Raw genomic sequence first — 23838 nt, forward strand, 5'->3', positions numbered from 1 at the left:
GCTCAGGCCGTGATCTTCTGGCGGACGGCCTCCACCGAGTCCGCGATGATCTCCAGGCCGGTGGCCAGCTCGGACTCGGTCGTGGTGAGCGGCGGCAGCAGCTTCACGACCTCGCCTTCGGGGCCGGAGGTCTCCATCAGCAGCCCGCGGGCGAACGCCTCGCCGCACACCCTCGGCGCCGCCTCCGCGTCCTTCATCACCAGGCCCCACGCCAGGCCCCGGCCGCGGACGGAGTCGATGGCGCCGGCGTGCGTGATCGCGATCTCGTTCAGGGCCGCCTGGACCTGCTGGCCCTTGGCGAGGGTCTGCTTCTCGAAGTCGTCGCCGGTCCAGTAGTCCTCCATCGCGCCGACGGCGGTGACGAACGCGGGGTTGAAGCCGCGGAAGGTGCCGTTGTGCTCGCCCGGCTCCCACACGTCCAGCTCGCGCTTCATCAGCGTGATCGCGAAGGGCAGCCCGTAGCCGCTCAGGGACTTGGACAGGCAGACGATGTCCGGGGTGATCCCGGCCTCCTCGAAGCTGAAGAACGGCCCGGTGCGGCCGCAGCCCATCTGCACGTCGTCGACGATGAGCAGGATGTCCTGCCGGTGGCACAGGTCCTGCAGGCCGCGGAGCCACTCGGCGGTGGCCACGTTGATGCCGCCCTCGCCCTGCACGGTCTCCACGATGACGGCGGCGGGCTTGTCCAGGCCGCTGCCGCTGTCGTCCAGCATCGTCTCGAAGAGCAGGAAGTCGGGCGTCCTGCCGTCGAGGTAGTTGTCGTAGGGCATCGCCACGCCGTGCCCGAGCGGCACGCCCGCGCCGGTGCGCTTCATCGAATTGCCGGTGACGGCGAGCGCGCCGAGCGTCATCCCGTGGAAGGCGTTGGTGAAGCTGACGACGGTCTCGCGGCCGGTGTACTTGCGCGCCAGTTTCAGCGCCGCCTCGACCGAGTTGTTCCCCGCGGGCCCGGGGAACTGGACCTTGTAGTCGAGGTTGCGGGGCGCCAGGACGTACTCGTTGAAGCGTTCCAGGAACTCCCGCTTGGCCGAGGTGTACATGTCGAGACCGTGCACGACGGCGTCGCCGGCGAGATAGTCCAGCAGCCGGCGTTTCAGCGCCGGGTTGTTGTGCCCGTAGTTGAGGGTTCCTGCTCCGGCGAAGAAGTCGAGGTAGCTTTTGCCGTTCTCGTCGGTCATGTGGCTGCCCTGTGCCGTGGTGAACACCGTGGGCCAGCTTCTGCAGTAGCCGCGGACTTCCGATTCCATGCGGTCGAAAACGTCCATGTCTGCCTCCAGGCAGGGTCGGAGAGGAGCGGATGGGGGCGTGGAGCGTGGATCAGTTCGCGGCGGCGATCGGGCCGATCCTGAAGAGCACCTCGGGCTCGTGTCCCCCCTCGGGGAAGTGCTCCGCGGCGAACAGCGGGCTGCGAGAGATCTCGCACCCGCGGGCCTTGGCGAAGGATTCGAACATCGCGGTGGAGGCGGTGTTGTCCGGCGTGACCGTGGCCTCCATGTACTCGAGCCCGCGGGGGGCGAGGCGGTCCGCCAGGCTGTCGAGCATGCGGCGGGCGAGGCCCTGGCCACGGTGGTCGCGGTCGACCGCGACCTGCCATACGAAGAACGTGTCCGGGCGGGAAGGGCGGACGTAGCCGGTGATGAAGCCGCACGGGCGGGCGCCGTCGCGTGCGACGACGGAAGTGTCCGCGAAATCGCGGCACCAGAGCGCGTAGCTGTACGGCGAGTTGACGTCCAGGACTCTTGAGTCCCGGGCGAGCCGCCAAAGCGCGGGTCCATCGGCGAGGCTCGGCTCCTGGAGTTGCACTTCCGCGTTCGTCTCGTTCTTCCCGGGGCGTCGGGTCGGTGATTCCAGGGGTTGCGCTGCCATGTCCAGGCAATTTACCGAATCTCGCGCGATGATCGCAGATAGATGTTATCGACGAGATGTTTAGCCCGATCATCAGTGGGTATGATTGAGGGCTTTCCCGATTCGGGTGCAATTTGGGCGGTCTTCAGGCGGGCCGCGATCCGCTTTTCCCCGGGATACGCAGGAGGTACTGCCGGGTGCGCCGGAGATGTTGCCGGCATGCTTCCTGAATGCAACCTTAACGTTTCGCCGTGGTGCCAGGAGTGCTTTTCTGTATCGGTTATGTGAGGTAAGTCACATATATCCGGTGTCAACGGGGCGGGTGCGGCGGGCGTCACTTCGCATCGCGGGAGGTCGGGCCGCGACGGGGCGAGGTGGGGCGGGTGTGGGCCGAAGCACTCCGCGAGGCCGTCTGCGCTACCCCTCAGGGGCAGGTGCGCTATCCAGAGGGTAAGGCCAGGGTTGCTAACAGGACAGGGAATGTGGGTTTTGGTCCGCTTCCGGGGGGCCGGGGCCGGGCAAGGAAACCGGACCCCGGCCCGGTTGCGGGCATGTCGAAGCTCGTTATTGGTGAGGCCGATTCAGATCCGGCCTTCCGCCGTCCGATGACGTAATGTTATCAGGCGATGACGAAGGGTCACATCTTCCCGGCGAACCGGTCGGTCGCCTCGATCAGGCGGTGCAGGATCCCCGGCTCGCTGTAGGCGTGCCCCGCGTCGTCGACGATGTGGAAGTCCGCCTCGGGCCACGCGCGGTGCAGGTCCCACGCCGTCGCGGCCGGCGTGCACACGTCGTAGCGGCCCTGCACGATCACGGCGGGGATGTGGCGGATCCTGTCCACGTCCCGGATCAGCTGGTCCTCCTCGAGGAACCCCTCGTTGCTGAAGTAGTGGTTCTCGATGCGGGCGAACGCCACCGCGTACTCCGGCTCGCCGAAGGCGTCGGCCATCTCCGGGTCCGGCCGCAGCGTGAGCGTCGAGCCCTCCCACGTCGCCCACGCCTTCGCGGCCGCGATCCGCACCTGCAGGTCCGGCGAGTCGAGCCGCTCGCGGAACGCGGAGATGAGGTCCTCGCGCTCGTCCTCGGGGATCGGCTCGACGTACTTCTCCCAGAGATCGGGGAACAGCAGCGACGCGCCCTCCTGGTAGAACCAGTACAGCTCGAACGGCCGCAGGGTGAAGATGCCGCGCAGCACCAGCTCGGTCACCCGGTCGGGGTGCGTCTGCGCGTACGCCAGCGACAGGGCGCTGCCCCAGCTCCCGCCGAACACCAGCCAGCGCTCGATGCCGAGGTGCTCGCGGAGCCGTTCCATGTCGGCGACCAGGTTCCAGGTGGTGTTGTTCTCCAGCGACACCTCCGGGTCCTTCGCGTGCGGCAGGCTGCGACCGCAGTTGCGCTGGTCGAACAGGACGATCCGGTACGCCTCGGGGTCGAACTGCCGGCGGTGGGCCGGGCTGCACCCGCCGCCCGGCCCGCCGTGCAGCATCACCGCGGGCTTGCCGTCAGGGTTCCCGCAGACCTCCCAGTAGATACGGTTTCCGTCGCCGACGTCGAGCAGCCCGGAGTCGTAGGGCTCGATCGGCGGGTACAGCGTGCGAAGCTCCATGGGGCGCGATTGTTCCACCCGGCCCGGGCCGCGGCCGGATGTGACCCACGGCACCTCGCGGACGGGCCGCGCGGACGGCGATCAGGCGTCCGGCGTGCGCGAACGCCGGGCGGGTGTCGAGAAGGCAAACCCCAAACTGGGCAAACGTTCCGCTGGTCGGGACTAGAGTGCTCCTAGTGAGCGAAGCGAGGAGCCACAGGGCCGGCAGCGGAGCGAGCGAGATGTGCACAACGACCCCCGCGAACGCGGCCGCGCGCCGCCGGGCGAGGAGACACGTGAGCGAAGTGACGAGCCGTCGGGCCGGGAACGCTGCGAGCAGGGCGAGCGGCATGCCGCCGGTCGGCCCGCTCCCGTCCGGGAGGCGAGGAGACCGGTGAGCGAGCTGAACGGATCCGGCGGTTCCCGAGGAGTCCCCGACGCGGCGACTCCCTGGCCCGCCATGGGACGCGACCCGGGCGGCGCGCAGCAGGCGCTGCCGTCCGCCCAGCAGCCCATCCAGATGTCCAAGCCAGGGCAGCCCGCGCAGGCCGGCCAGCCCGCGCAGCCGGGCCGGCACGGGCAGACGGGGGAGATCGTGCGCCCCGACGTCGAGCAGGGCGAGGCCCAGCCCTGGGACATCGTCGAGCGGCTCCGCCAGATGGCCGACCTCATCGGTGACGCGCTCGCCGCCGGGGAGCGCAAGGTCAACGAGGCGCAGACCGAGACGGCGACGCAGATCGCGGCCGTGCAGGCGGAGAAGGAGTCGGCGCAGCGCGACGCGGCCGCCGCCTGGGGCGAGGTGCAGCGCGCCCGCGGCCAGGCCGAGCAGGCCGACCGCCGCGCCGTGGAGGCCGAGCGCCGCGTCACCGAGGCCCAGAACGAGACCGCGGCACAGATCGCGGCCGTGCAGGCGGAGAAGGAGTCGGCGCAGCGCGACGCGGCCGCCGCCTGGGGCGAGGTGCAGCGCGCCCGCGGCCAGGCCGAGCAGGCCGACCGCCGCGCCGTGGAGGCCGAGCGCCAGGTCGCCGACGCCGAGCGCCGCGCCGCCGAGGTGCAGAACGAGGCCGTCACCCAGATCGCGGCCCTCCAGACCGAGAAGGAGAACGCCCAGCGCGACGCGGCCGCCGCCTGGAACCAGGCCCAGCAGGGCCGCGTCCAGGCCGACCAGGCCCGCGGCCAGGCCGAGCAGGCGCGCGTCCAGGCCGACCAGGCGCGCGCACAGGTCGAGCAGGCCCGCGCGCAGATGGAGCAGTTGCAGGCCCAGGCCGAGCAGGCCGAGCGGCGCGTCGCCGAGGCCGAGGCGACCGTCCGGCAGGCGATCCAGCAGCGCGACGCCATGAGCGAGGCCCGCGACGACGCCCTGCGCGCCGTCGAGGACGCCGTCGGCGGCCGCCGCTCCGCCGAGACCGAGCGCGACCGCGTCGCCGAGCAGGCCGGGGAGCTGTCGCGCGCGCTGGAGACCGCGCACGCCGAGCTGTCGGCGCTGCGCGCCAAGGTCACCGACGCCGAGATGAGCGCGCAGAACCTGCAGCACGCCGTCGTCGCGGCGGGCAAGGAGGCCGACGAGTCCCGGCGCCGCGCCGAGGTCGCCGAGCGCCGCGCGCAGGAGAACGAGCGCCGCGCGCAGGAAGCCGAACGGCGGGTGCAGGACGCCGAGCGCCGCGCCCAGGAGGCGGCCGGGCGGGCCGACGCCGCCGAGAGCGAGCGGCAGCAGGCGCTCGACACGGCCGCCCACTCCCTGGAGGCCGCCAAGAAGGCCGAGCGGGAGCGCGACGGCAACGCCAAGGCGCGGGAGGCGGCCGAGCGGGCCCGGGAGGGGGCCGTCCAGGCGCAGGCGCGCGCCGAGTCCGAGCTGACCCTGGCCCGAGGCCGCGCCGACCAGGCCGGGCGCGAGCGCGACCAGACCGTCGCGGCGATGCGGCAGCTGGCCGCCGAGCGCGACGCCGTCGCCGAGAAGCTGGCCGAGCGCGACCAGTGGGTCGACCAGCTCGCGCAGGCCGTCACCGAGCAGCGCGCGCAGATCGCCGAGCTGTCCCAGGAGCGCGACGCGGCCCGCCAGGCCGCCGACCAGGCCCGCTCCCTGATCGACGAGCTGACCAGGCAACTCCGCACCATCATGCCCACGGCCGCCACCCCCCGCCTGTAACCCGCGAGAGGCCCCACCCGCACCACCGCCCGCGAGCCACCAGCCATGACGGCCGCGCCGGCGGTTGCGCCGGACGCCAGCGGACCGGGGGATCGCGCCGCCGGGCACGGCTACGCGTCGACTGCCGTGGCCGGACGCGCCGACCGGTGGGGCCATCGCGCCGACACCGGCCCGCGCCGCGACCACGCGACGACCTGAGGGTCGCGATCGCGTCCGAAGGCAGGTTCAAGCGAAGCGAGAACCTGATCGCGCAGCGAGCCGCAAGGCGAGACGAAGCGATGCCAGCGATCGCCCGCGGTGCCCGACGATGGAGGGCCGCCAGGCCCGAAGGAGGAGGGCGCTGCAATAGACACAGCCCGCGTTTCTCGACGATGGAGGCCCCCCGGGGCCGGAGGAGGAGAGAAATGCAATAAGCTAGAACCCCGTGGACAGGGCGGTACCGTCCGCCTCGCAACGACCACGGGAGCGCTTTCTTGCCTTCGGCTACCACTGGTAGGTCACGTCCTACCAAGCATCTCTTCGTCACCGGCGGTGTCGCCTCAAGCCTCGGCAAGGGTCTGACGGCGTCCAGCCTCGGGCGGCTTCTCGCCCTCCGTGGCCTCCGGGTCACCATGCAGAAGCTCGACCCCTACCTCAACGTCGACCCCGGCACGATGAACCCGTTCCAGCACGGCGAGGTCTTCGTCACCGACGACGGCGCCGAGACCGACCTGGACATCGGGCACTACGAGCGGTTCCTCGACACCGAACTGCACGGGTCGGCGAACGTCACCACCGGGCAGGTCTACTCCAACGTGATCGCCAGGGAGCGGCGCGGGGAGTACCTCGGCGACACCGTGCAGGTGATCCCGCACATCACCAACGAGATCAAGGACCGGATCCGCGGGATGGCCGACGACGGCGACGTCGACATCGTCATCACCGAGGTGGGCGGGACGGTCGGCGACATCGAGTCGCTGCCGTTCCTGGAGTCGGTCCGGCAGATCCGGCACGAGATCGGCCGGGAGAACTGCTTCTTCCTGCACGTGTCGCTGCTGCCCTACATCGGCCCGTCGGGCGAGCTGAAGACCAAGCCGACGCAGCACTCGGTCGCCGCGCTGCGCTCCATCGGCATCCAGCCCGACGCGATCGTGTGCCGGTCGGACCGGCCGATCACCGACGGGCTCAAGCACAAGATCAGCCTGATGTGCGACGTGGACCGCGAGGCCGTGGTGTCCGCGGTGGACGCCGCCAGCATCTACGACATCCCGAAGGTCCTGCACTCCGAGGGCCTGGACGCCTACGTGGTGCGCCGCCTGGACCTGCCGTTCCGCGACGTCGACTGGGGCGCCTGGGACGAGCTGCTGCGCCGCGTCCACAAGCCCGCCCGCGAGGTCACGATCGCGCTGGTCGGCAAGTACATCGACCTGCCCGACGCGTACCTGTCGGTCACCGAGGCGCTGCGGCACGGCGGGTTCGGCAACGACGCCAAGGTGCACATCCGCTGGGTGAAGAGCGACGACTGCGAGACGCCCGAGGGCGCCAAGCGGGAGCTGGACGGCGTCGACGGCGTCCTCGTCCCCGGCGGGTTCGGCGTCCGCGGCATCGAGGGCAAGCTCGGCGCCATCCGGTACGTCCGCGAGAACCGCGTCCCGCTGCTCGGCATCTGCCTCGGGCTGCAGTGCATGGTCATCGAGGCCGCGCGGACCCTCGGGGAGCTCGCCGACGCCGGCAGCTCCGAGTTCGACGCCACCACCGCCCACCCCGTCGTCGCCACCATGGCCGACCAGCTCGACGTCGTCGCCGGGGAGCGCGACATGGGCGGCACGATGCGGCTCGGCCTCTACCCGGCCGACCTGGCCGACGGGTCGGTCGTCCGGGAGCTGTACGGGGAGGCGAAGGTGTCCGAGCGGCACCGGCACCGCTACGAGGTCAACAACTCCTACCGCGACCGGCTGGAGCAGGCCGGGCTGCGGTTCTCGGGCCTGTCGCCCGACGGCCGCCTGGTCGAGTACGTCGAGCTGCCCCGCGAGCAGCACCCGTTCTTCGTCGGGACCCAGGCGCACCCGGAGTTCCGGTCCCGCCCGACCCGCCCGCACCCGCTGTTCACCGGCCTCGTGTCCGCCGCCCTCGACTACGCCGAGGCGCGCGCGGGCGAGGGCGGCACGGGGACCGTGACCGCCTCATGAGCGGCGAGGAGCCGGGCCCGGGCGACGTCCGCGACAGTCCCGACCGCTGGAAGGTCGTGGAGTCCTCCACGGTCTACCGGGGGCGCGTCTTCAACGTCCGCAGCGACCGGGTCGAGATGCCGCGCGGCGAGACCACCGAGGCCGTCGCCCGCGACGTGATCGAGCACACCGGCTCGGTCGGCGTGATCGCCGTCGATGACCGCGACCGGGTGCTGCTGCTGCGGCAGTACCGGCACCCCGTGGCGCGGCAGCTGTGGGAGGCGCCCGCCGGGTTGCGGGACGTGGAGGGCGAGCCCCTGCACAAGCTCGCCGAGCGCGAGCTGCTGGAGGAGGCCGGGTACCGCGCCGAACGCTGGGACACCCTGCTCGACGTGTTCCCGTCGCCCGGCATGGCCGACGAGCGCATCCGGATCTTCCTGGCGCGCGGTCTCACCGAGGTCCCGGCCGACCAGATCGACTTCGAGCGCGTCCACGAGGAGGCCGACATGCCGGTCGTGTGGGTGCCGCTGGAGGAGGCGGTCCGCAAAGTGTTCGCCGGTGAGCTGCACAACATGATCGCTTGCATGGGGATCCTCGCGGTGCGCGCCGCCCGAGACTCGGGCTTCGCGGACCTGCGCCCCGTCGACGCGCCGGAGGGCTGAGCCGGATGAGGTCCCCCTCCGGTCGCCGGAGGGGGCATGATGGGCGGGTCCCCGGAGCCCACGGCCGGAAGAGGTGCCGCCCTGTCCCCGAGCCCGTCCTCCCGGAGCACCGCGCGGCGCCCCGCACGCGACGGCGGCGCGGGGTCTGCGCTCGACTCGGCCGTGCGCGCCTACCTGGGGCACCTGGCCGTCGAGCGGGGCCTGGCCGCCAACACGCTCAGCTCCTACCGCCGCGACCTGCGCCGCTACGCGCAGGTGCAGGCGGGGCGGGGGCGGGAGGAGGTCGGGGAGGTCTCCGAGGAGGACGTCCGCGCCTTCCTGGTGGGGCTGCGCGAGGGCGACGAGGACCATCCGCCGCTGTCGGCGGGCTCGGCGGCGCGGGCGCTCGTGGCGGTCCGGGGGCTGCACCGGTTCGCGCTGCGCGAGGGTCTCGCCGCCGGCGACCCCGCCCACGACGTCAAGCCCCCCACACCGCCGCGCCGGCTGCCGAAGGCGATCTCGCTGGAGGACGTCGAACGGCTGCTGGCCGCGGCCGCCGGGCCGTCCGGCGATCCCGGCACCGCGCGCGGCCTGCGCGACCGCGCGCTGCTGGAGCTGCTCTACGGGTCGGGCGCGCGCATCTCCGAGGCCGTCGGCCTGGACGTCGACGACCTCGACCTGCGGGACGGGTTCGCCCGTGTCGCCGGCAAGGGGGGCAAGGCCCGGGTCGTGCCCATGGGCGACTACGCCCGCGAGGCCGTGGAGGCCTACCTGGTGCGGGCCCGCCCCGAGCTGGCCGGCGCCGGGCGGGGCGGCCCGGCGCTGTTCCTGAACGCGCGCGGCGGCCGGCTGTCGCGGCAGGGCGCCTGGATGGTGCTGCGCGCCGCCGCCGACCGGGCGCAGCTGTCGGAGGTGTCCCCCCACACGCTGCGGCACTCGTTCGCCACCCACCTGCTGGACGGGGGAGCCGACGTCCGCGTCGTCCAGGAGCTGCTGGGGCACGCCTCGGTCACCACCACGCAGGTGTACACGCTCGTCACCGTCCAGCTGCTGCGCGAGGTCTACGCGACCTCGCACCCGCGGGCGCGAAACTGACCGCCCGCCGGAAGCGGCGGACACGCACGAAGGGACGAATCGGGTCATCCGCCACATTGACAAATCGCGACGTTCGTTGCGCGTCGGCTTGAGCGACGGGGTTGACGGGCCTAGAGTCCCCGTTCTGGATGGCATTTCCGGGCCGCCGGGGAGGGATCTGGGTGACCAGCACTAACGGTGCGGATGGAGTCCTTTCCTCCGCCACCATAGAGACCGATCCGAGCCGCGCCCTCGGGCCCACGCAGCGACCCGTCCCGGTGTTCCCGGAGCCGGAGCCGCTGGCCGAACACGGGCCCGCACGGATCGTGGCCGTCTGCAACCAGAAGGGCGGCGTCGGCAAGACCACCACGACGATCAACCTGGGCGCCGCGCTCGCCGAGTACGGCCGCCGCATCCTGCTCGTCGACTTCGACCCGCAGGGCGCCCTGTCGGTGGGCCTCGGCAAGGGCGACCCGCGCCAGCTCGAAGTGACGATCCACAACCTGCTGCTCGAACGCGACACCGAGTGGGAGGACATCGTCATCGAGACCGGCGTCGACGGGATGGACCTGCTGCCGAGCAACATCGACCTGTCCGGCGCCGAGGTCCAGCTCGTCCACGAGGTCGGCCGCGAGTACATCCTGCAGGGCGCGCTGAAGTCGGCCGTCGACCACTACGACTACATCCTCATCGACTGCCAGCCCTCGCTCGGCCTGCTCACCGTGAACGCACTGGCCGCCAGCGAGGGCGTGCTGATCCCGCTGGAGTGCGAGTACTTCGCGATGCGCGGGGTCGCGCTGCTGATGGAGACGATCGAGAAGGTGCAGGGCCGGATCAACCCGGGCCTGGTCATCGACGGGGTCCTCGGCACCATGTACGACTCGCGGACGCTGCACACCCGCGAGGTCCTCGGGCGCATCGTCGAGGCGTTCGGCGAGAAGGTGTTCCACACCGTGATCAACCGCACGGTGCGGTTCCCCGACGCGACCGTCGCGGGGGAGCCGATCACCTTCTTCGATCCCAACTCGATGGGCGCGAACGCCTACCGCAGCCTGGCCCGGGAGGTCCTCATCAGATGGGCGGAGTTCGAGTGAGGCCGCGCGGCGGCCCCTGACCCGACGGAGCACACCATGGGCCACCCCCCGCCCATCCCGTACGGCACGCCACCCGGCGCCCTGCCGCCGCCCCCGCCCGCCCGGGGGGCGGGCCCGCTGGTCATCGTGCTGGTCGCCGTGGCCGTTGCGGCGCTGGTCGCGGTCGGCGGCCTCGGGGCCTATCTGGTCCTGCGCGACGACGACTCCTCGGCCGCCGCCTCGTCCGGCCCGGTCGACCTGCGCGTACCGCTGACGTTCCGGCTCGTGGCGAGCGTGTCCGCCCCGCCGTGCACGGGCGGCTCCGTCACCGTCACCGGCGCCTCCGAGTGCTACACGCTCGGTTCGGACACCTTGGCGGTGCGGCGGCTGGAGGAGGTCAAGGCCGTCCCGCCCGACCCGGCGCGCGGCAGCCCCGGCTGGTCCGTCACGTTGACGCTGACCTCGGCGGACACGCCCGGTTTCGCCGCGCTGACCCGCAAGGCCGCCGACGCCTTCGCCGCCCGGACGCCCGGCGGGCGGATGGCGATGCTCGTCGGCGGGACCCTCGTGTCGGAGCCCGCGCAGGTGATGCGGGCCATCACCGGCGGCCAGGTAGAGATCAACGGGCCCGCCGACAGGTTCACCCGCGCCTACACCGAGAACCTCGTGCACCGGATGATCGGGAAGTAGCGGCGCGGCCGGGCACCCTGTCACCGCCGGTGATCGCGGCTGGTGCGAGCGCGTACCGGGGCATGGGACGATGGGGCCGGTGAGCACAGCGCACGAGGAGCTCTCCGCTACCGTGAGCGACGTGGACGCGACGTCGCCCGAGCCGGGGCGGGAGACCGAGGAGGAGCAGGGGTTCCGCGTCCGCCTGGACAACTTCGAGGGCCCCTTCGACCTGCTGCTCGGGCTGATCTCCAAGCACAAGCTCGACATCACCGAGGTGTCGCTGCACAAGGTCACCGACGACTTCATCGCCCACATCCGCTCGCACGGCGCGGAGTGGGACCTCGACCAGGCCAGCCACTTCCTGCTGGTCGCCGCGACCCTGCTGGACCTCAAGGCCGCCCGGCTGCTGCCGTCCGGCGAGGTCGACGACGAGGAGGACCTGGCGCTGCTGGAGGCCCGCGACCTGCTGTTCGCGCGGCTGCTGCAGTACCGGGCGTACAAGGAGGTCGCGCGGGTGATCGCCGCTCGCGTCGCCGACGCGAGCCGCAGGTTCCCGCGCGTGGTCCCGATGGAGCCGAAGTTCGCCAACCTGCTGCCGGAGGTGCTGCTCGGCCTCGGCCCGCAGGAGTTCGCCCGGCTCGCCGCCAAGGCGCTCACGCCGAAGGCGCCGCCGTCGGTCTCGGTCGAGCACATGTACCAGCCGAAGGCCAGCGTCAAGGAGCAGGCCGCGATCGTCGTGGAGCGGCTCCGCCGGCTCCGCCGGACCACCTTCCGCGTCCTGGCGGCCGACGCGGAGGGCACCTACGAGGTGGTCGCCCGGTTCCTGGCGCTGCTGGAGCTGTACCGGGAGCAGGCCGTCACGTTCGAGCAGCACGAGCCCCTCGGCGAGCTCCACATCACCTGGACCGGCGCCGACGACGGCGACGTGGAGGTCGGCGACGACTACGAGGGCGCCCCGAAGAAGGACCCGGCCGAGGGCGCCGCCGGGGACGCCGCCGGACCCGACGAGAAGAGCCGGAAGGACGAGGGAGACGATGAGTGAGGAACCCGGCGCGGACGCGCCGGAGCTCCCGGGGCTGCGCGCCTCGATCGAGGCGATCCTGCTCGTGGTGGACGAGCCGGTCACCGAGATGACGCTCGCGCAGCTGCTGGACAGGCCCCGCGGCGAGGTCGCCGGGACGCTGCGGGAGCTGGCCGCGGAATACACCGAGCAGGGCCGGGGGTTCGATCTCAGGGAGGTCGCCGGCGGCTGGCGGTTCTACACTCGGGACGTCTGCGCCCCGGTGGTGGAGCGGTTCGTCACCGACGGGCAGCAGGCGCGGCTGACCCAGGCCGCGCTGGAGACGCTCGCCGTCGTCGCCTACCGGCAGCCGGTGAGCCGGGCCCGTGTGTCGGCGATCCGCGGCGTCAACAGCGACGGCGTCATGCGGACGCTGACGCTGCGGGGCCTGGTCGAGGACGCCGGGCAGGACCCGGAGTCGCAGGCCCACCTCTACCGGACCACCGGGTACTTCCTGGAGCGGCTGGGGCTGCGCGACCTCGACGAGCTGCCCGAGCTCGCCCCCTACCTTCCCGATGACCTTCCAGACGACATAGTTGAGGACGCGTGAGCGAGAACGAGGGCGTACGCCTGCAGAAGGTGCTGGCCGAGGCCGGGATCGGCAGCCGCCGCCACTGCGAGGAGCTGATCGGCGAGGGCCGCGTCACCGTCAACGGGCACAAGGTGTTCCGGTTCGGTGAGCGCGTCGACCCGCGGAGCGCCGTCATCCACGTGGACGGCAAGCGGGTCGAGACCCGGTCCGAGATGCGCTACTACGCCATCAACAAGCCGCGCGGCGTGGTGTCGACGATGGCGGACGAGCGGGGCCGCAAGTCCCTGGCCGACTACGTGGAGGTGCCCGAGCGGCTGTTCCACGTCGGGCGGCTGGACACCGACACCGAGGGCCTGATCCTGCTCACCAACGACGGCGAGCTGTCGCACCGGCTGACCCACCCCTCCTACGGGGTGTTCAAGACCTATCTGGCGGAGATCCACGGCCCGATCCCGCGCGACCTCGGCAAGCGGCTCAGGGCCGGGGTCACCCTGGACGACGGTCCCGCGAAGGCCGACAAGTTCCGCATCTTCGACCAGGTCGGCAGGCGCGTGCTGGTCGAGATCACCCTGCACGAGGGGCGCAAGCACATCGTCCGGCGGCTGCTGAAGGAGGTCGGCTTCCCCGTCCAGCAGCTCGCCCGCGTCGAGTTCGGGCCGATCAAGCTGGGCCAGCTGAAGCCGGGCGGCATGCGCGCGCTCACCGTCAACGAGGTCGGCGAGCTGTACAAGGCCGTCGGGCTGTAGAGGCACGGGACACCGGACGCGAAGGGAAGGTACGACTGTGGCGGTACGCGCGGTCCGTGGCGCGACGCAGATCGACGCCGACGACCGGGACCAGATCCTGGAGGCGACGACCGAGCTCGTCTCCGAGGTGATGGCCCGCAACGAGCTGACCACCGGCGACGTCATCAGCGTCATCTTCACGGTGACGCCCGACCTGACGGCCGAGTTCCCGGCGCTCGCCGCTCGCAAGCTCGGGTTCCACGAGGTGCCGCTGCTGTGCGCCACCGAGATCGGCGTCCCCGGCGCACTGCCGCGGGTCATCCGGCTGATGGCGCACATCGCGACGGACCGTCCTCGCTCCGACGTCCAGCACGTGTACCTGCGCGGCGCGACGGCGCTCCGGCTGGACATCGCACAGTAGGGTTTCGGACGTGAGCGAGGACGTGGTGGCGCGGCGGATCGTCGTGGTCGGGACGGGCCTGATCGGGACGTCGATCGCCCTGGCGATGCGGGAGCGCGGCGCCGAGGTGCTGCTGACCGACCGGGACTCGGCGGCACTGGCCCTGGCCGTGGAGCTGGGCGCGGGCGAGGCGCTGCCGGACGGGGCGCGGCGGGAGCCCGCCGACCTGGCGGTCCTCGCGGTGCCGCCGGCGGCGGTGGCGGTGACGCTGCTGGACGCGCAGAAGCGCGGCCTGGCGACCGCCTACACCGACGTGGCCAGCGTGAAGGCGCTGCCGCTGGCGCAGGCGGCCGAGCTGGGCTGCGACCTGACGACGTTCGTGGCGGGCCATCCCCTCGCCGGGAGCGAGCGGTCCGGGCCGAGCGCGGCGCGGCCCGACCTGTTCCTCGGCCGCCCGTGGGCGCTGTGCGCGACCCCGGAGGCGACGCCGGAGACGGTCGAGGTCGTCACCGGGCTGGTGAAGGCGTGCGGCGCGATGCCGGTGCGGGTGGGCGCCGCCGAGCACGACCGGGCCGTCGCGCTGGTGTCCCACGCCCCGCACGTGGTGTCGGCCGCGGTCGCCGCCCGCCTGACCGGCGCCGACGACGTGGCGCTCGGCCTGTCCGGGCAGGGCGTGCGGGACGTCACCCGGATCGCGGCGAGCGATCCCCGGCTGTGGATCGGGATCCTGTCGGCCAACTCCGCGCCCGTCGCCGACGTGCTGGAGGCCGTCGCCACCGATCTCGCCGTGGCGGCGTCGCTGCTGCGCGACGGCAGCGAGGAGGCCGCCACGCACGTCGCCGACCTGCTGCTGCGCGGGAACGCGGGCCGGTCCCGCATCCCCGGCAAGCACGGCGGCGACCAGCCCGCCTACGCGACGGTCCAGGTGGTCATCCCCGACCGGCCGGGCGAGCTGGCGATGATCTTCCAGGCGGCGGGGATCGCGCGGGTCAACATCGAGGACGTGACCATCGAGCACTCCCCGGGCCGCCCGCTCGGCGTGCTGGAGCTGTCGGTCGTCCCGGAGGCGGCCGAGCGGCTGGCGCAGGAGCTGCGCGCCCGCGGCTGGTCGGTGCCCGGCTAGGCCGCAGTGGTGCCGGGGGGCCGGTAATCTGGGGCGCCGAAGACTTGTTCCGGGGGACTCCTGCGCACCGGCGCGGCGACGAGCGCCGCCCGCTTCACGACGAACAGAGAGGGAGCGATCGTGCCGCTCGTCATCGCCATGGACGGTCCGTCCGGGTCGGGGAAGTCCAGCGCGTCCAAGGGCGTCGCCCGGACGCTCGGGCTGCGCTACCTGGACACGGGCGCCATGTACCGCGCCATGACGTGGTGGATGCTGGAGAACGGCGTGCCGGTCGAGGACGGCGCCGCCGTCGCGGCCCGCGCGCAGGACCCGGTGATCGAGTCCGGCACCGACCCGGCGGCGCCGACGATCATGGTGGACGGGACGGACGTGTCCGCCCCGATCCGCACCCGCGCGGTGACGAACGCGGTCAGCGCCGTCAGCTCCGTCCCGGCGGTGCGCGCCCGGCTGGTGGAACTCCAGCGCGAGATCATCGGGGCCGGCGGGATCGTGGTGGAGGGGCGCGACATCGGGACCGTCGTCGCTCCGGAGGCGCCGGTCAAGGTGTTCCTGACGGCGAGCGCCGAGGTCCGCGCCGCGCGCCGCGCGAAGGACCTGGCCGCCGACCCGGGCGCGTCGGTGACGGTCACGCGGGCCGAGCAGGAGCGGCGGGACCGGCTGGACTCGACGCGCAAGGCGTCGCCGCTGGCCAAGGCGGCGGGCGCGCACGAGATCGACTCGACCGGGCTGAATCTGGACGAGGTCATCGAGGCGGTCGTCCGCCTCGCCAAAGAGCATGAGTGAGCGGGCGGCCTGACGGTCCCCGCCGGGGAATGTGACAGTGAGCGATTTCGAGATCGAAACGGTGGACGCCGTCGAGGACGTCGACCAGGACGCGGGCCCGGCGCCGGTCGTGGCCGTGGTCGGGCGGCCGAACGTCGGCAAGTCCACCCTGGTCAACCGGATCCTCGGCCGCCGCGAGGCCGTCGTGGAGGACGTCCCGGGCGTGACCCGCGACCGGGTCGCCTACGACGCGGCGTGGAGCGGACGCCGGTTCACCGTCGTCGACACCGGCGGCTGGCTGCCGGACTCCTCCGGCCTGGCCGCGGCGATCGCCGAGCAGGCGCGGCTGGCGGTCGACCTGGCCGACGTGGTGATGTTCGTGGTGGACGCGACCGTGGGCGCCACGGACGTGGACGAGGCCGTGGTGGAGATCCTGCGCCGGTCCGGCAAGCCGGTGGTGCTGGTCGCCAACAAGGTCGACGACGTGGGCGCCGAGTCCGACGCGGCGCTGCTGTGGTCGCTCGGCATCGGTGAGCCGCACCCGGTCAGCGCCCTGCACGGCCGCGGCAGCGGCGACCTGCTCGACGCGGTGCTGGACGCGCTGCCCGAGGAGCCCCCGGCGGAGACGTTCGGCGAGATCGGCGGGCCGCGCCGGGTCGCGCTGCTGGGCCGCCCGAACGTCGGCAAGTCGAGCCTGCTGAACAAGCTGGCGGGGGAGAACCGCGCCGTCGTGGACTCGGTGGCGGGCACGACCCGCGACCCGGTCGACGAGCTGATCGAACTCGGCGGAAAGACGTGGCGGTTCATCGACACCGCCGGGATCCGGCGCCGCCACCGCGAGAACCAGGGCGCCGACTTCTACGCGACGCTGCGCACGCGGTCGGCGCTGGAGCGCGCCGAGGTCGCGGTCGTGCTGGTGGACGCCGACCAGCCGCTCGCCGAGCAGGACCTGCGGATCATCTCCATGGTGGTCGAGTCCGGCCGGTCGCTGGTCATCGCCTACAACAAGTGGGACCTGCTGGACGAGGAGCGCCGCCACTACCTCGAACGCGAGATCGACCGGCAGCTGCACACCGCGCGGTGGGCGCCGCGGGCGAACATCTCCGCCCGGACCGGCCGGCACATGGAGAAGCTGGTGCCGGCCATCGAGACGGCCCTGGAGGGCTGGGGCACCCGCGTCCCGACGTCCAAGCTGAACCAGTTCTTCGCCGACCTGGTGAACTCGCATCCGCACCCGGTGCGGGGCGGCAAGCAGCCGCGCGTGCTGTTCGCGACCCAGGCGGGGGTGCGGCCGCCCCGGTTCGTGCTGTTCACGTCGGGCTTCCTGGAGGAGGGCTACCGGCGGTTCATCGAGCGGCGGCTGCGGGAGGAGTTCGGGTTCGACGGGACGCCCCTCGACATCACGATGAAGATCCGCGAAAAGCGCGGCAAGAGCAAGAAGTAGCCGAAATATCACGCGCGCGGCCCGCCGGGGATCTTCCCCGGCGGGCCGCGTCCGTGGCAGGATGCATCTGCGGGATGAGTAAGTCTTCCATTACTCGCTGATCCCGCGACGGACGCGTTCGCACGTCCGGGCGACCGGGTCCCCCGGCGCCGGGACGCGGTCGAGGGGTGTGACGTGAAGCTCTTGCTGCTCATCGCCGTCGCCGTCGCCTGCGTGGCGCTCAGCTTCGCATGGCGGGAGCCCTGGATCGGCGGCGTCGGACTGCTGGTCGCCTTCGTCGCCATGTTCACCGACCGCGACGATGTGCGGCTCGACGACGAGCGCGGCAGCTACGAGACCACCAAGTCGGTCCGCAACATGCGCCGCCGGGGCCGCTAGCGTTCCCAGCGCGTGTCGCCCGCGACGTGCTGGTCGCCGGTCGGCGGCGGGCCCTGCCCGGGCTGGTTCTCCCGCGCGTAGCGCCCGTAGACGAGCGGTTGCGTGGTGTTCGACCCGGGCGGCTCGGGCTCGGGCTCGGGCTCGTCCGGACGCCGCTCGCGGACGCCGACCACCGCGAACCTGCCGAGCGCGAGCGCGGCCAGGAACACGATCACGACGCCGAGGCCGGTGAAGCCGGCGAGCTGCTCGGCGATATGCCGCCCCTCGCCGGTGCCGAGCGGCGCGCCGACACCCGGGACGTTCCACAGCGTGGCGAGGATCGGCCCTACGGCGAACCAGGCGCCGGCGAGCGCGGCCAGCCAGCCGCCGAACATCCCGACCACGCGGTTGGCGCTGAACAGCAGGATCAGCCCGCCCAGCGCGGCGGCGGCTCCGGGGGCGATGCTGAGCTGCAGGCGGTCGGTGTTGTAGACCCAGGTGTCGTCCGGCGCGAATCCGTAGTGGAAGTAGGGGCCGACGAGGGGGAGCAGTGCGCCCCACAGCCCCAGCAGGATCAGCAGGATTCCGCTGAGGGCGCCTCGGGTGCGCGGGACTCGCATGGTCCCAGCCATGATCGATTCCTCCTGACCGGGAGTGTGATTCTGTTATCAGCAGCGTTTACCCGTTAGTAGACGGTCCACACGACCGGAAAGGAGGCACCGTATGGACGACGGCGTCACCCTCGTCCACGCGCGGGAGAGGCCACCGGACCGCTGGGACGCCGCCGTCTTCCTCGCCGGTCCCACGCCCCGGGTGCCCGGGGTCGCCTCGTGGCGGCCGGCCGCCCACGCCGAGCTGCGGGCCCGCTGGCGCGGCGGGGGCCGGCTCGTGGTGTTCGACCCCGAGCACCGGGAGGGCCGCTACGACGACTACGACGGCCAGATCGACTGGGAGGAGCGCTGCCTGCATCTGGCCGACGAGGTCGTCTTCTGGGTCCCGCGCGACCTCGCGACCATGCCCGCCTTCACCACGAACGTGGAATGGGGGATGTGGCACGACAGCGGCCGGGTGGTGTTCGGCGCGCCGCCGGAGGCGCCGAGGAACGGTTACCTGCTGCACTACGCGGAGAAGTCCGCGGTGCCGACGGCTCCCGGCCTGCCCGAGACGGTCGCGGCGGCGCTGCGCCGGATCGGCGCCGGCGCGCCCCGGGCCGGCGGGGAGCGCGAGGTCCCGCTGCTGCTGTGGCGGGACGCGGCGTTCCAGCGCTGGTACGCGGGGCAGCGGGGCGCGGGCAACGTGCTGCTCGGGGCGCGGGTGGTGTTCCGGTTCGGGGTGTGCTGGGGCCTGCACGTCCGGGTCCGCGTGACCGCGGAGGACCGGATCAAGGACAACGAGATCGTCATCGGGCGGCCGGACATCTCGGCCGTGGTGCTGTACCGGCCCGGCGCGACGCTCGACGCGACGCAGGTCGTGCTCGTCCGGGAGTTCCGGAGCGCGGGCGCGGACGGGGCCGTCCACGAGCTGCCGGGCGGCTCCGGGCCGGGCAGCCCTCCCGAGGTCGCGCTCGCGGAGGTCGCCGAGGAGACCGGGCTGGTGCTGGTGCCCGCCCGGCTGCGCGAGCACCGCTCCCGGCAGGTGAACGCGACCCTGTCGGCGCACCGCGCGCACCTGTTCTCCGCCGAGGTCACCGACGGCGAGCTGGAGCGGATCCGGGGATCGGGCCCGCACGGGGTGGCGGCGGACGGTGAGCGCACCTATGTCGTGGTGGCCCCGTTCGGGCGGATCAGACGGGAGGGGCTCGTGGACGCCGCCAACCTCGGGATGATCGCCGAGGCGCTGCTGGAGGCGCGCTGACTCAGCCGTCCAGCGCATCGCGGACGAACGCGCCGAGCGCGGCGATCGCCGCGCGCGACTCGGGCAGGTACGGCCCGAACATCTGGAACACGTGCAGCTGCCGGTCCCACACCTGGAGCGTGACCGGCACCCCGGCCTCGGCGAGGCGCCGCGCCATCAGCTCGGAGTCGCAGTACAGCAGCTCGGTGGACCCGGCGGTGAGCAGGACGGGCGGCAGCCCCGCGAGGTCCGCGCGGACGGGGGAGACCGCGGGGTCGGCGAGGTCGAGATGGCCGAGGAACCCCTCGACGAGGCGTTCCAGCAGCGCTCCGGGGTCGGAGGGATCGAGGCCCATGTTGGCGTGCGCGAGTTTGCCGGTCAGGTCCATGTCGAGCATGGGGGACAGGGCCGCGAGCGCCGCGGGCATGGGCAGACCCTCCTCGCGGGCGCGCAGCGCCGCGGCGAAGGTGAGGTGCCCGCCCGCCGAGTCGCCCATGATGACGATGCGCCCGGGGTCGATCCCCCGCTTCTCCAGCAGCCACCGGTAGGCGGTGACGCAGTCCTCGACCTCCCGCTCGAACGGGACCGCCGGGATCATCCGGTAGTCCACCGACAGCGCCGTGGCGCCGGACGCGGCGGCGAACGAGGCGATCATCCGGCGGTGCGTGTTGAGGCCGCAGGAGATCCAGCCGCCGCCGTGCAGGTAGAGGATCGCCTTGTCGCGCGGCGGGGCGGCGCCGGGCGCGGACACCCACTCGGCGCCGAAGCCGTCGAAGCGGACCTTCTCCACGCGGATGCGCCGCGGCGTCCCGGCCCGCGCCGCGAGCCGGTCGACGAGCGCGGCGCGGCGCAGCGCCCGGTCGTCGAACGGCCGGCCCGCGAACCGGGCGAGGCCGGGCCGGACCAGCCGCCGGACGCCCGCCGAGACCGCACGGGAGCGCAGGCTCGCCGTCCCGTGCCGTTCGATCACCAGGGTCGCGGGGCCTTGTACCGTCACGGGTCCTCCTCGCCGTCGGGGGATGTAAGTAGATGGTGACATCCGCGGCGAGCAACGGGGAAGGCGGGATTCGCCTCTCGCACCTGCGAGGGACTTCGGAGATTGATATCGCAGAATCTAGCTTGCTATGGCCCTTCTCCTCGCATATGCGGTTGTCTAGGCTGTTTCGGGTGACGACGTTCAGGATCAGTGAGGCCGCCGCGCTCCTCGGAGTCAGCGCGGACACCGTCCGCCGGTGGGTGGACGGCGGCCGGCTCCCGGCGTCCCGGGACGAGCACGGGCACCGGCGGGTGCCGGGGGCCGAGCTGGCCGCCTTCGTGCGCGACCAGGCGCGCGGCAACGGGCCGGCCGACCAGGCCGAACGCTTCTCCTCGGCGCGCAACCGGATGCGCGGGATCGTCACCGACGTCCTCCGGGACGGAGTGATGGCGCAGGTCGAGATCCAGGCGGGGCCGTTCCGCGTCGTGTCGCTGATGAGCCGTGAGGCGGCCGACGACCTCGGCCTGGAGGCGGGCGTGGTCGCCGACGCCGTCGTCAAGTCCACGAACGTCGTCGTCGAAGTGCCGGACCAGGGCTGAGGAGGCAACGTGCTCAAGCGCACTGCGGCTGCGGCGGTGCTGGCGCTCACCGTCCTGGCCGGCTGCGGCGACGCCGGCGGCGAGGGCTCCTCCGGGACGGGGAGGCCGGGCGACGGCACGACCCTGACGGTGTTCGCGGCGGCCTCGCTCACCGAGACGTTCACCGCGCTCGGGAGGACGTTCGAGGGCGCGCATCCCGGTGTGAGGGTCAGGTTCCAGTTCGGCGGCAGTTCGACGCTGGCGCAGCAGATCACGCAGGGCGCCCCGGCGGACGTGTTCGCGGCCGCGAGCCCTGCCACCATGAAGACGGTGACCGTCGCCGGGGGCGCGTCGGGGCGGCCGCGGGTGTTCACCCGCAACCGCCTGGTCATCGCCGTCCCGAAGGGGGACCCGGGCAAGGTCGCGAAGGTGGGCGACCTGGGCGGGCCGGGGCTGAAGGTCGTGCTGTGCGCGGTCCAGGTGCCGTGCGGCGCCGCGGCCGAGACGGCTCTGGCCGCGGCCGGGGTGGAGGTCGAGCCGGTGTCGCGGGAGAAGGACGTCAAGGCCGTCCTGACGAAGGTGGGGCTGGGGGAGGCCGACGCCGGGCTCGTCTACCGCACCGACGTGAAGGCCGCCGGCGGGAAGGTCACGGGCATCGAGTTCCCGGAGGCCGCGAAGGCGATCAACGACTATCCGATCGTCGAGGTGGCCAAGGCGCCGCACAGCGCGCTCGCCAAGGAGTTCATCCAGCTGGTGGTCGGTGAGGAGGGCAGGTCGGTGCTGAGCCGGGCGGGCTTCGAGGGTCCGTGACGCGACCGCGGCGAGCGTCCCGGGCGGCCCGGAAGGCGGACCGGCTGCCGGGCAGGCCGCCCTGGGCGCTGCTCGTGCCCGCGCTGCTCGGGCTCGCCTTCCTGGTGCTGCCGCTGCTCGGCCTGCTCGTCAGGGCGCCGTGGTCGACGCTCGGCACGCGCCTTCTGCAGGCACAGGTCCTGGAGGCGCTGAGGCTCTCGCTGTTCACCGCCACCCTCGCCACCGGCCTGTGCCTGCTGCTCGGCGTCCCGCTCGCCTGGACGCTCGCCCGGGTCCGCTTCCCCGGCGTCCGGCTCGTCCGGGCCCTGGTGACCGTGCCGCTGGTGCTGCCGCCGGTGGTCGGGGGCGTCGCGCTGCTGCTGGTGCTCGGACGCCGCGGGCTGGTCGGCGGGTGGCTGGACCGCGCCTTCGGCCTCACGTTCCCGTTCACCACCGCCGGCGTCGTGCTCGCCGAGGCGTTCGTGGCGATGCCGTTCCTGGTGATCAGCGTGGAGGGCGCGCTGCGCGCCGCCGACCTGCGCTACGAGGAGGCCGCCGCCACACTCGGCGCCGGCCGTTGGACGATCTTCCGGCGGGTCACGCTGCCGCTGGTCGCGCCGGGCGTCGCGGCCGGGGCGATCCTGTGCTGGGCGCGGGCGCTCGGCGAGTTCGGGGCGACGATCACCTTCGCGGGCAACTTCCCCGGCCGGACGCAGACGATGCCGCTCGCGGTCTACCTGGCGCTGGAGACCGACCCGCAGGCGGCGATCGTGCTCAGCCTCGTGCTGCTCGCCGTCTCGGTCGCCGTCCTCGCCGCGCTCCGGGACCGGTGGGTGGGCGGGGCGTGACGAGCGGAGGCGGGGAGGCGAGCCGAGCGGTCCGGGCGGAGGCGGGGGCCGGCCCCCGGGGGCTGGACGCGCGGCTCGTCGTCCGCCGCGCCGCGTTCGACCTCGATCTCGCGCTCACCGCCGGGCCCGGCGAGGTCGTGGCGCTGCTCGGCCCGAACGGCGCGGGCAAGAGCACCGCGCTGCGCGCGCTGGCCGGGCTCGTGCCGATGGCGGGCGGGCACGTGCGGGTGGACGGCGCGGACCTGCGCCCGCTGGCGCCCGACCGCCGCGGCATCGGCATGGTCTTCCAGGAATACCTGCTGTTCCCGCACCTCACGGCGCTGGACAACGTCGCGTTCGGGCCGCGCTGCCAGGGCGCCGGGCGCCGCGCCGCCCGGCGGATCGCCGCGGGCTGGCTGGAGCGGGTGGGGCTCGCCGATCACGCGTCCGCGCGTCCGCGGGTCCTGTCGGGCGGGCAGGCGCAGCGGGTGGCCCTCGCCCGCGCGCTGGCCGTCGACCCGCGCCTGCTGCTGCTGGACGAGCCGCTCGCGGCGCTCGACGCGCACACCCGGCTGGAGATCAGGGCCGCGCTGCGCCGCCACCTCGCCGGGTTCGAGGGCGCCGCCGTGCTCGTCACGCACGACCCGCTGGACGCCATGGTGCTCGCCGACCGCCTCGTCGTCGTCGAGGGCGGCAGGCTCGTCCAGCAGGGGACACCGGCCGACGTCGCGCGCCGCCCCCGCACCGACTACGTCGCGCGCCTGGTCGGGCTGAACCTGTACCGGGGCAGGGCCGAGGCGGGCACGGTGGTGCTGGGCGGCGGCGCAACCCTCGACACTGTCGACTCACTCGAAGGTGAGGTGTTTCTCGCCTTCGCGCCGTCCTCGGTGGCGCTCTACCGGACCCGTCCCGACGGCAGCCCGCGCAACCTCTGGCGCACCCGTGTCGGCGCGATCGAACGGCAGGGGGACCGCGTCCGGGTGCGGCTGTCGGGCCCGCCTTTCGACGCCGTTGCGGACGTCACTCAGGCGGCGGTCGCGGAGCTCCAATTGTCGGAGGGCAGCCCCATATGGGCGGCGGTCAAGGCCACCGAGACCCACGTTTACCCTGCTTGAACGCCCCCGCGCCGTCCGGTGAGCGCGTGCGGCCGGTCGGCGGCACCTCCAGTGATATCCCTCACAAAATCGGGCATCATGCCCCAAAAGCGGACGGGATTGGTCCAGACCAAATGGCAAAAACGACGGGTCTT

Annotated in this window: 24 protein-coding genes; 19 read left to right on the plus strand and 5 right to left on the minus strand. The window is 73.0% G+C overall.

The window, feature by feature from the left end; all coding sequences use genetic code 11:
* Positions 1-2: 2 nt before the first annotated feature.
* The 3 genes from ectB to pip all read right to left on the minus strand — a co-directional run bounded on the left by ectB (position 3) and on the right by pip (position 3451).
* Complete coding sequence (ectB, locus tag BJ999_RS15625; RefSeq protein WP_179833978.1) at positions 3-1265, minus strand: diaminobutyrate--2-oxoglutarate transaminase; 1263 nt, start codon at positions 1263-1265, stop codon at positions 3-5.
* A gap of 52 nt (positions 1266-1317) precedes the next feature.
* On the minus strand, positions 1318-1866 hold the full coding sequence (ectA, locus tag BJ999_RS15630; RefSeq protein ID WP_179833979.1) for a diaminobutyrate acetyltransferase: 549 nt from the start codon (positions 1864-1866) through the stop codon (positions 1318-1320).
* A gap of 616 nt (positions 1867-2482) precedes the next feature.
* Entirely contained in the window at positions 2483-3451 is a 969-nt protein-coding gene (gene pip, locus BJ999_RS15635; protein ID WP_179833980.1) for a prolyl aminopeptidase, read from the minus strand.
* A gap of 373 nt (positions 3452-3824) precedes the next feature.
* Between pip and BJ999_RS15640 the strand changes: the two genes are divergently transcribed.
* From BJ999_RS15640 to BJ999_RS15705, 14 genes are all read left to right on the plus strand, one after another.
* Positions 3825-5576 carry a coiled-coil domain-containing protein gene (locus tag BJ999_RS15640; RefSeq protein ID WP_179833981.1) on the plus strand — a complete coding sequence of 584 codons (1752 nt, stop codon included), beginning with the start codon at positions 3825-3827 and terminating at the stop codon, positions 5574-5576.
* Between the two features lie 473 nt (positions 5577-6049).
* The gene (locus BJ999_RS15645; RefSeq protein ID WP_179833982.1) at positions 6050-7744 is read left to right on the plus strand and encodes a CTP synthase; all 1695 of its coding nucleotides are present in this window, start codon (positions 6050-6052) and stop codon (positions 7742-7744) included.
* A complete protein-coding gene (locus tag BJ999_RS15650) occupies positions 7741-8385 on the plus strand; it encodes an NUDIX domain-containing protein (RefSeq protein ID WP_179833983.1) in 645 nt (214 codons plus the stop codon). The genes BJ999_RS15645 and BJ999_RS15650 overlap by 4 nt, the downstream gene beginning before the upstream one ends.
* A 39-nt stretch (positions 8386-8424) precedes the next feature.
* Positions 8425-9459, plus strand: coding sequence for a site-specific tyrosine recombinase XerD (locus BJ999_RS15655; protein ID WP_179833984.1), 1035 nt, complete (start codon positions 8425-8427; stop codon positions 9457-9459).
* Positions 9460-9620: 161 nt separating this feature from the next.
* Positions 9621-10532 (plus strand): ParA family protein, encoded by a 912-nt coding sequence (locus BJ999_RS15660; RefSeq protein ID WP_373292630.1) that lies wholly within the window; start codon positions 9621-9623, stop codon positions 10530-10532.
* Positions 10533-10568: 36 nt separating this feature from the next.
* A complete protein-coding gene (locus tag BJ999_RS15665; RefSeq protein WP_179833985.1) occupies positions 10569-11201 on the plus strand; it encodes a SecDF P1 head subdomain-containing protein in 633 nt (210 codons plus the stop codon).
* Between the two features lie 121 nt (positions 11202-11322).
* Entirely contained in the window at positions 11323-12225 is a 903-nt protein-coding gene (locus BJ999_RS15670) for a segregation and condensation protein A (protein WP_229809948.1), read from the plus strand.
* Positions 12218-12793 (plus strand): SMC-Scp complex subunit ScpB, encoded by a 576-nt coding sequence (gene scpB, locus BJ999_RS15675; RefSeq protein ID WP_179833987.1) that lies wholly within the window; start codon positions 12218-12220, stop codon positions 12791-12793. The genes BJ999_RS15670 and scpB overlap by 8 nt, the downstream gene beginning before the upstream one ends.
* A complete protein-coding gene (locus tag BJ999_RS15680; protein ID WP_179833988.1) occupies positions 12790-13521 on the plus strand; it encodes a pseudouridine synthase in 732 nt (243 codons plus the stop codon). The genes scpB and BJ999_RS15680 overlap by 4 nt, the downstream gene beginning before the upstream one ends.
* A 37-nt stretch (positions 13522-13558) precedes the next feature.
* Positions 13559-13921, plus strand: coding sequence for a chorismate mutase (gene aroH / locus BJ999_RS15685; protein WP_179833989.1), 363 nt, complete (start codon positions 13559-13561; stop codon positions 13919-13921).
* A gap of 10 nt (positions 13922-13931) precedes the next feature.
* Positions 13932-15023, plus strand: coding sequence for a prephenate dehydrogenase (locus BJ999_RS15690; RefSeq protein WP_229809927.1), 1092 nt, complete (start codon positions 13932-13934; stop codon positions 15021-15023).
* A gap of 120 nt (positions 15024-15143) precedes the next feature.
* Positions 15144-15806: a (d)CMP kinase gene (gene cmk, locus BJ999_RS15695; RefSeq protein WP_229809928.1), complete on the plus strand. Its 663-nt coding sequence runs from the start codon at positions 15144-15146 to the stop codon at positions 15804-15806.
* Positions 15807-15843: 37 nt separating this feature from the next.
* Positions 15844-17229, plus strand: coding sequence for a ribosome biogenesis GTPase Der (der, locus tag BJ999_RS15700; protein ID WP_179833990.1), 1386 nt, complete (start codon positions 15844-15846; stop codon positions 17227-17229).
* 174 nt (positions 17230-17403) lie between these two features.
* Entirely contained in the window at positions 17404-17607 is a 204-nt protein-coding gene (locus BJ999_RS15705; protein WP_089312195.1) for a hypothetical protein, read from the plus strand.
* Here the strand turns inward: BJ999_RS15705 and BJ999_RS15710 are convergent.
* Positions 17604-18218 carry a hypothetical protein gene (locus BJ999_RS15710; RefSeq protein ID WP_179833991.1) on the minus strand — a complete coding sequence of 205 codons (615 nt, stop codon included), beginning with the start codon at positions 18216-18218 and terminating at the stop codon, positions 17604-17606. The two genes, BJ999_RS15705 and BJ999_RS15710, sit on opposite strands and share 4 nt — an antisense overlap.
* 91 nt (positions 18219-18309) lie before the next feature.
* Between BJ999_RS15710 and BJ999_RS15715 the strand changes: the two genes are divergently transcribed.
* Positions 18310-19440: a nucleoside 2-deoxyribosyltransferase domain-containing protein gene (locus tag BJ999_RS15715; protein ID WP_179833992.1), complete on the plus strand. Its 1131-nt coding sequence runs from the start codon at positions 18310-18312 to the stop codon at positions 19438-19440.
* Position 19441: 1 nt separating this feature from the next.
* Here BJ999_RS15715 and BJ999_RS15720 read toward each other — a convergent pair whose 3' ends face one another.
* Positions 19442-20416, minus strand: a complete 975-nt coding sequence (locus BJ999_RS15720; RefSeq protein ID WP_179833993.1) for an alpha/beta hydrolase — start codon at positions 20414-20416, stop codon at positions 19442-19444.
* 170 nt (positions 20417-20586) lie between these two features.
* Between BJ999_RS15720 and BJ999_RS15725 the strand changes: the two genes are divergently transcribed.
* The 4 genes from BJ999_RS15725 (at position 20587) to BJ999_RS15740 (ending at position 23704) form a co-directional block, all read left to right on the plus strand.
* The gene (locus tag BJ999_RS15725; RefSeq protein WP_179833994.1) at positions 20587-20994 is read left to right on the plus strand and encodes a TOBE domain-containing protein; all 408 of its coding nucleotides are present in this window, start codon (positions 20587-20589) and stop codon (positions 20992-20994) included.
* A gap of 9 nt (positions 20995-21003) precedes the next feature.
* The gene (gene modA / locus BJ999_RS15730) at positions 21004-21783 is read left to right on the plus strand and encodes a molybdate ABC transporter substrate-binding protein (protein WP_179833995.1); all 780 of its coding nucleotides are present in this window, start codon (positions 21004-21006) and stop codon (positions 21781-21783) included.
* Positions 21780-22610 carry a molybdate ABC transporter permease subunit gene (gene modB / locus BJ999_RS15735; protein ID WP_179833996.1) on the plus strand — a complete coding sequence of 277 codons (831 nt, stop codon included), beginning with the start codon at positions 21780-21782 and terminating at the stop codon, positions 22608-22610. Before modA ends, modB begins: the two co-directional genes overlap by 4 nt.
* Positions 22611-22672: 62 nt before the next feature.
* Positions 22673-23704 (plus strand): ABC transporter ATP-binding protein, encoded by a 1032-nt coding sequence (locus BJ999_RS15740; protein WP_218935859.1) that lies wholly within the window; start codon positions 22673-22675, stop codon positions 23702-23704.
* The last annotated feature ends 134 nt before the right edge of the window (positions 23705-23838 follow it).

Origin of the sequence: Actinomadura citrea (genome assembly GCF_013409045.1) — a bacterium.
GTDB lineage: Bacteria > Actinomycetota > Actinomycetes > Streptosporangiales > Streptosporangiaceae > Spirillospora > Spirillospora citrea.

Excerpts from the sequence above, each read along its gene's own strand:
- pip (WP_179833980.1), bottom strand. The coding sequence starts at position 3,451 with ATGGAGCTTCGCACGCTGTACCCGCCGATCGAGCCCTACGACTCCGGG.
- BJ999_RS15655 (WP_179833984.1), top strand. The coding sequence starts at position 8,425 with ATGGGCGGGTCCCCGGAGCCCACGGCCGGAAGAGGTGCCGCCCTGTCC.
- BJ999_RS15650 (WP_179833983.1), top strand. The coding sequence starts at position 7,741 with ATGAGCGGCGAGGAGCCGGGCCCGGGCGACGTCCGCGACAGTCCCGAC.
- BJ999_RS15715 (WP_179833992.1), top strand. The coding sequence starts at position 18,310 with ATGGACGACGGCGTCACCCTCGTCCACGCGCGGGAGAGGCCACCGGAC.
- ectB (WP_179833978.1), bottom strand. The coding sequence starts at position 1,265 with ATGGACGTTTTCGACCGCATGGAATCGGAAGTCCGCGGCTACTGCAGA.
- BJ999_RS15710 (WP_179833991.1), bottom strand. The coding sequence starts at position 18,218 with ATGGCTGGGACCATGCGAGTCCCGCGCACCCGAGGCGCCCTCAGCGGA.
- scpB (WP_179833987.1), top strand. The coding sequence starts at position 12,218 with ATGAGTGAGGAACCCGGCGCGGACGCGCCGGAGCTCCCGGGGCTGCGC.
- ectA (WP_179833979.1), bottom strand. The coding sequence starts at position 1,866 with ATGGCAGCGCAACCCCTGGAATCACCGACCCGACGCCCCGGGAAGAAC.
- BJ999_RS15665 (WP_179833985.1), top strand. The coding sequence starts at position 10,569 with ATGGGCCACCCCCCGCCCATCCCGTACGGCACGCCACCCGGCGCCCTG.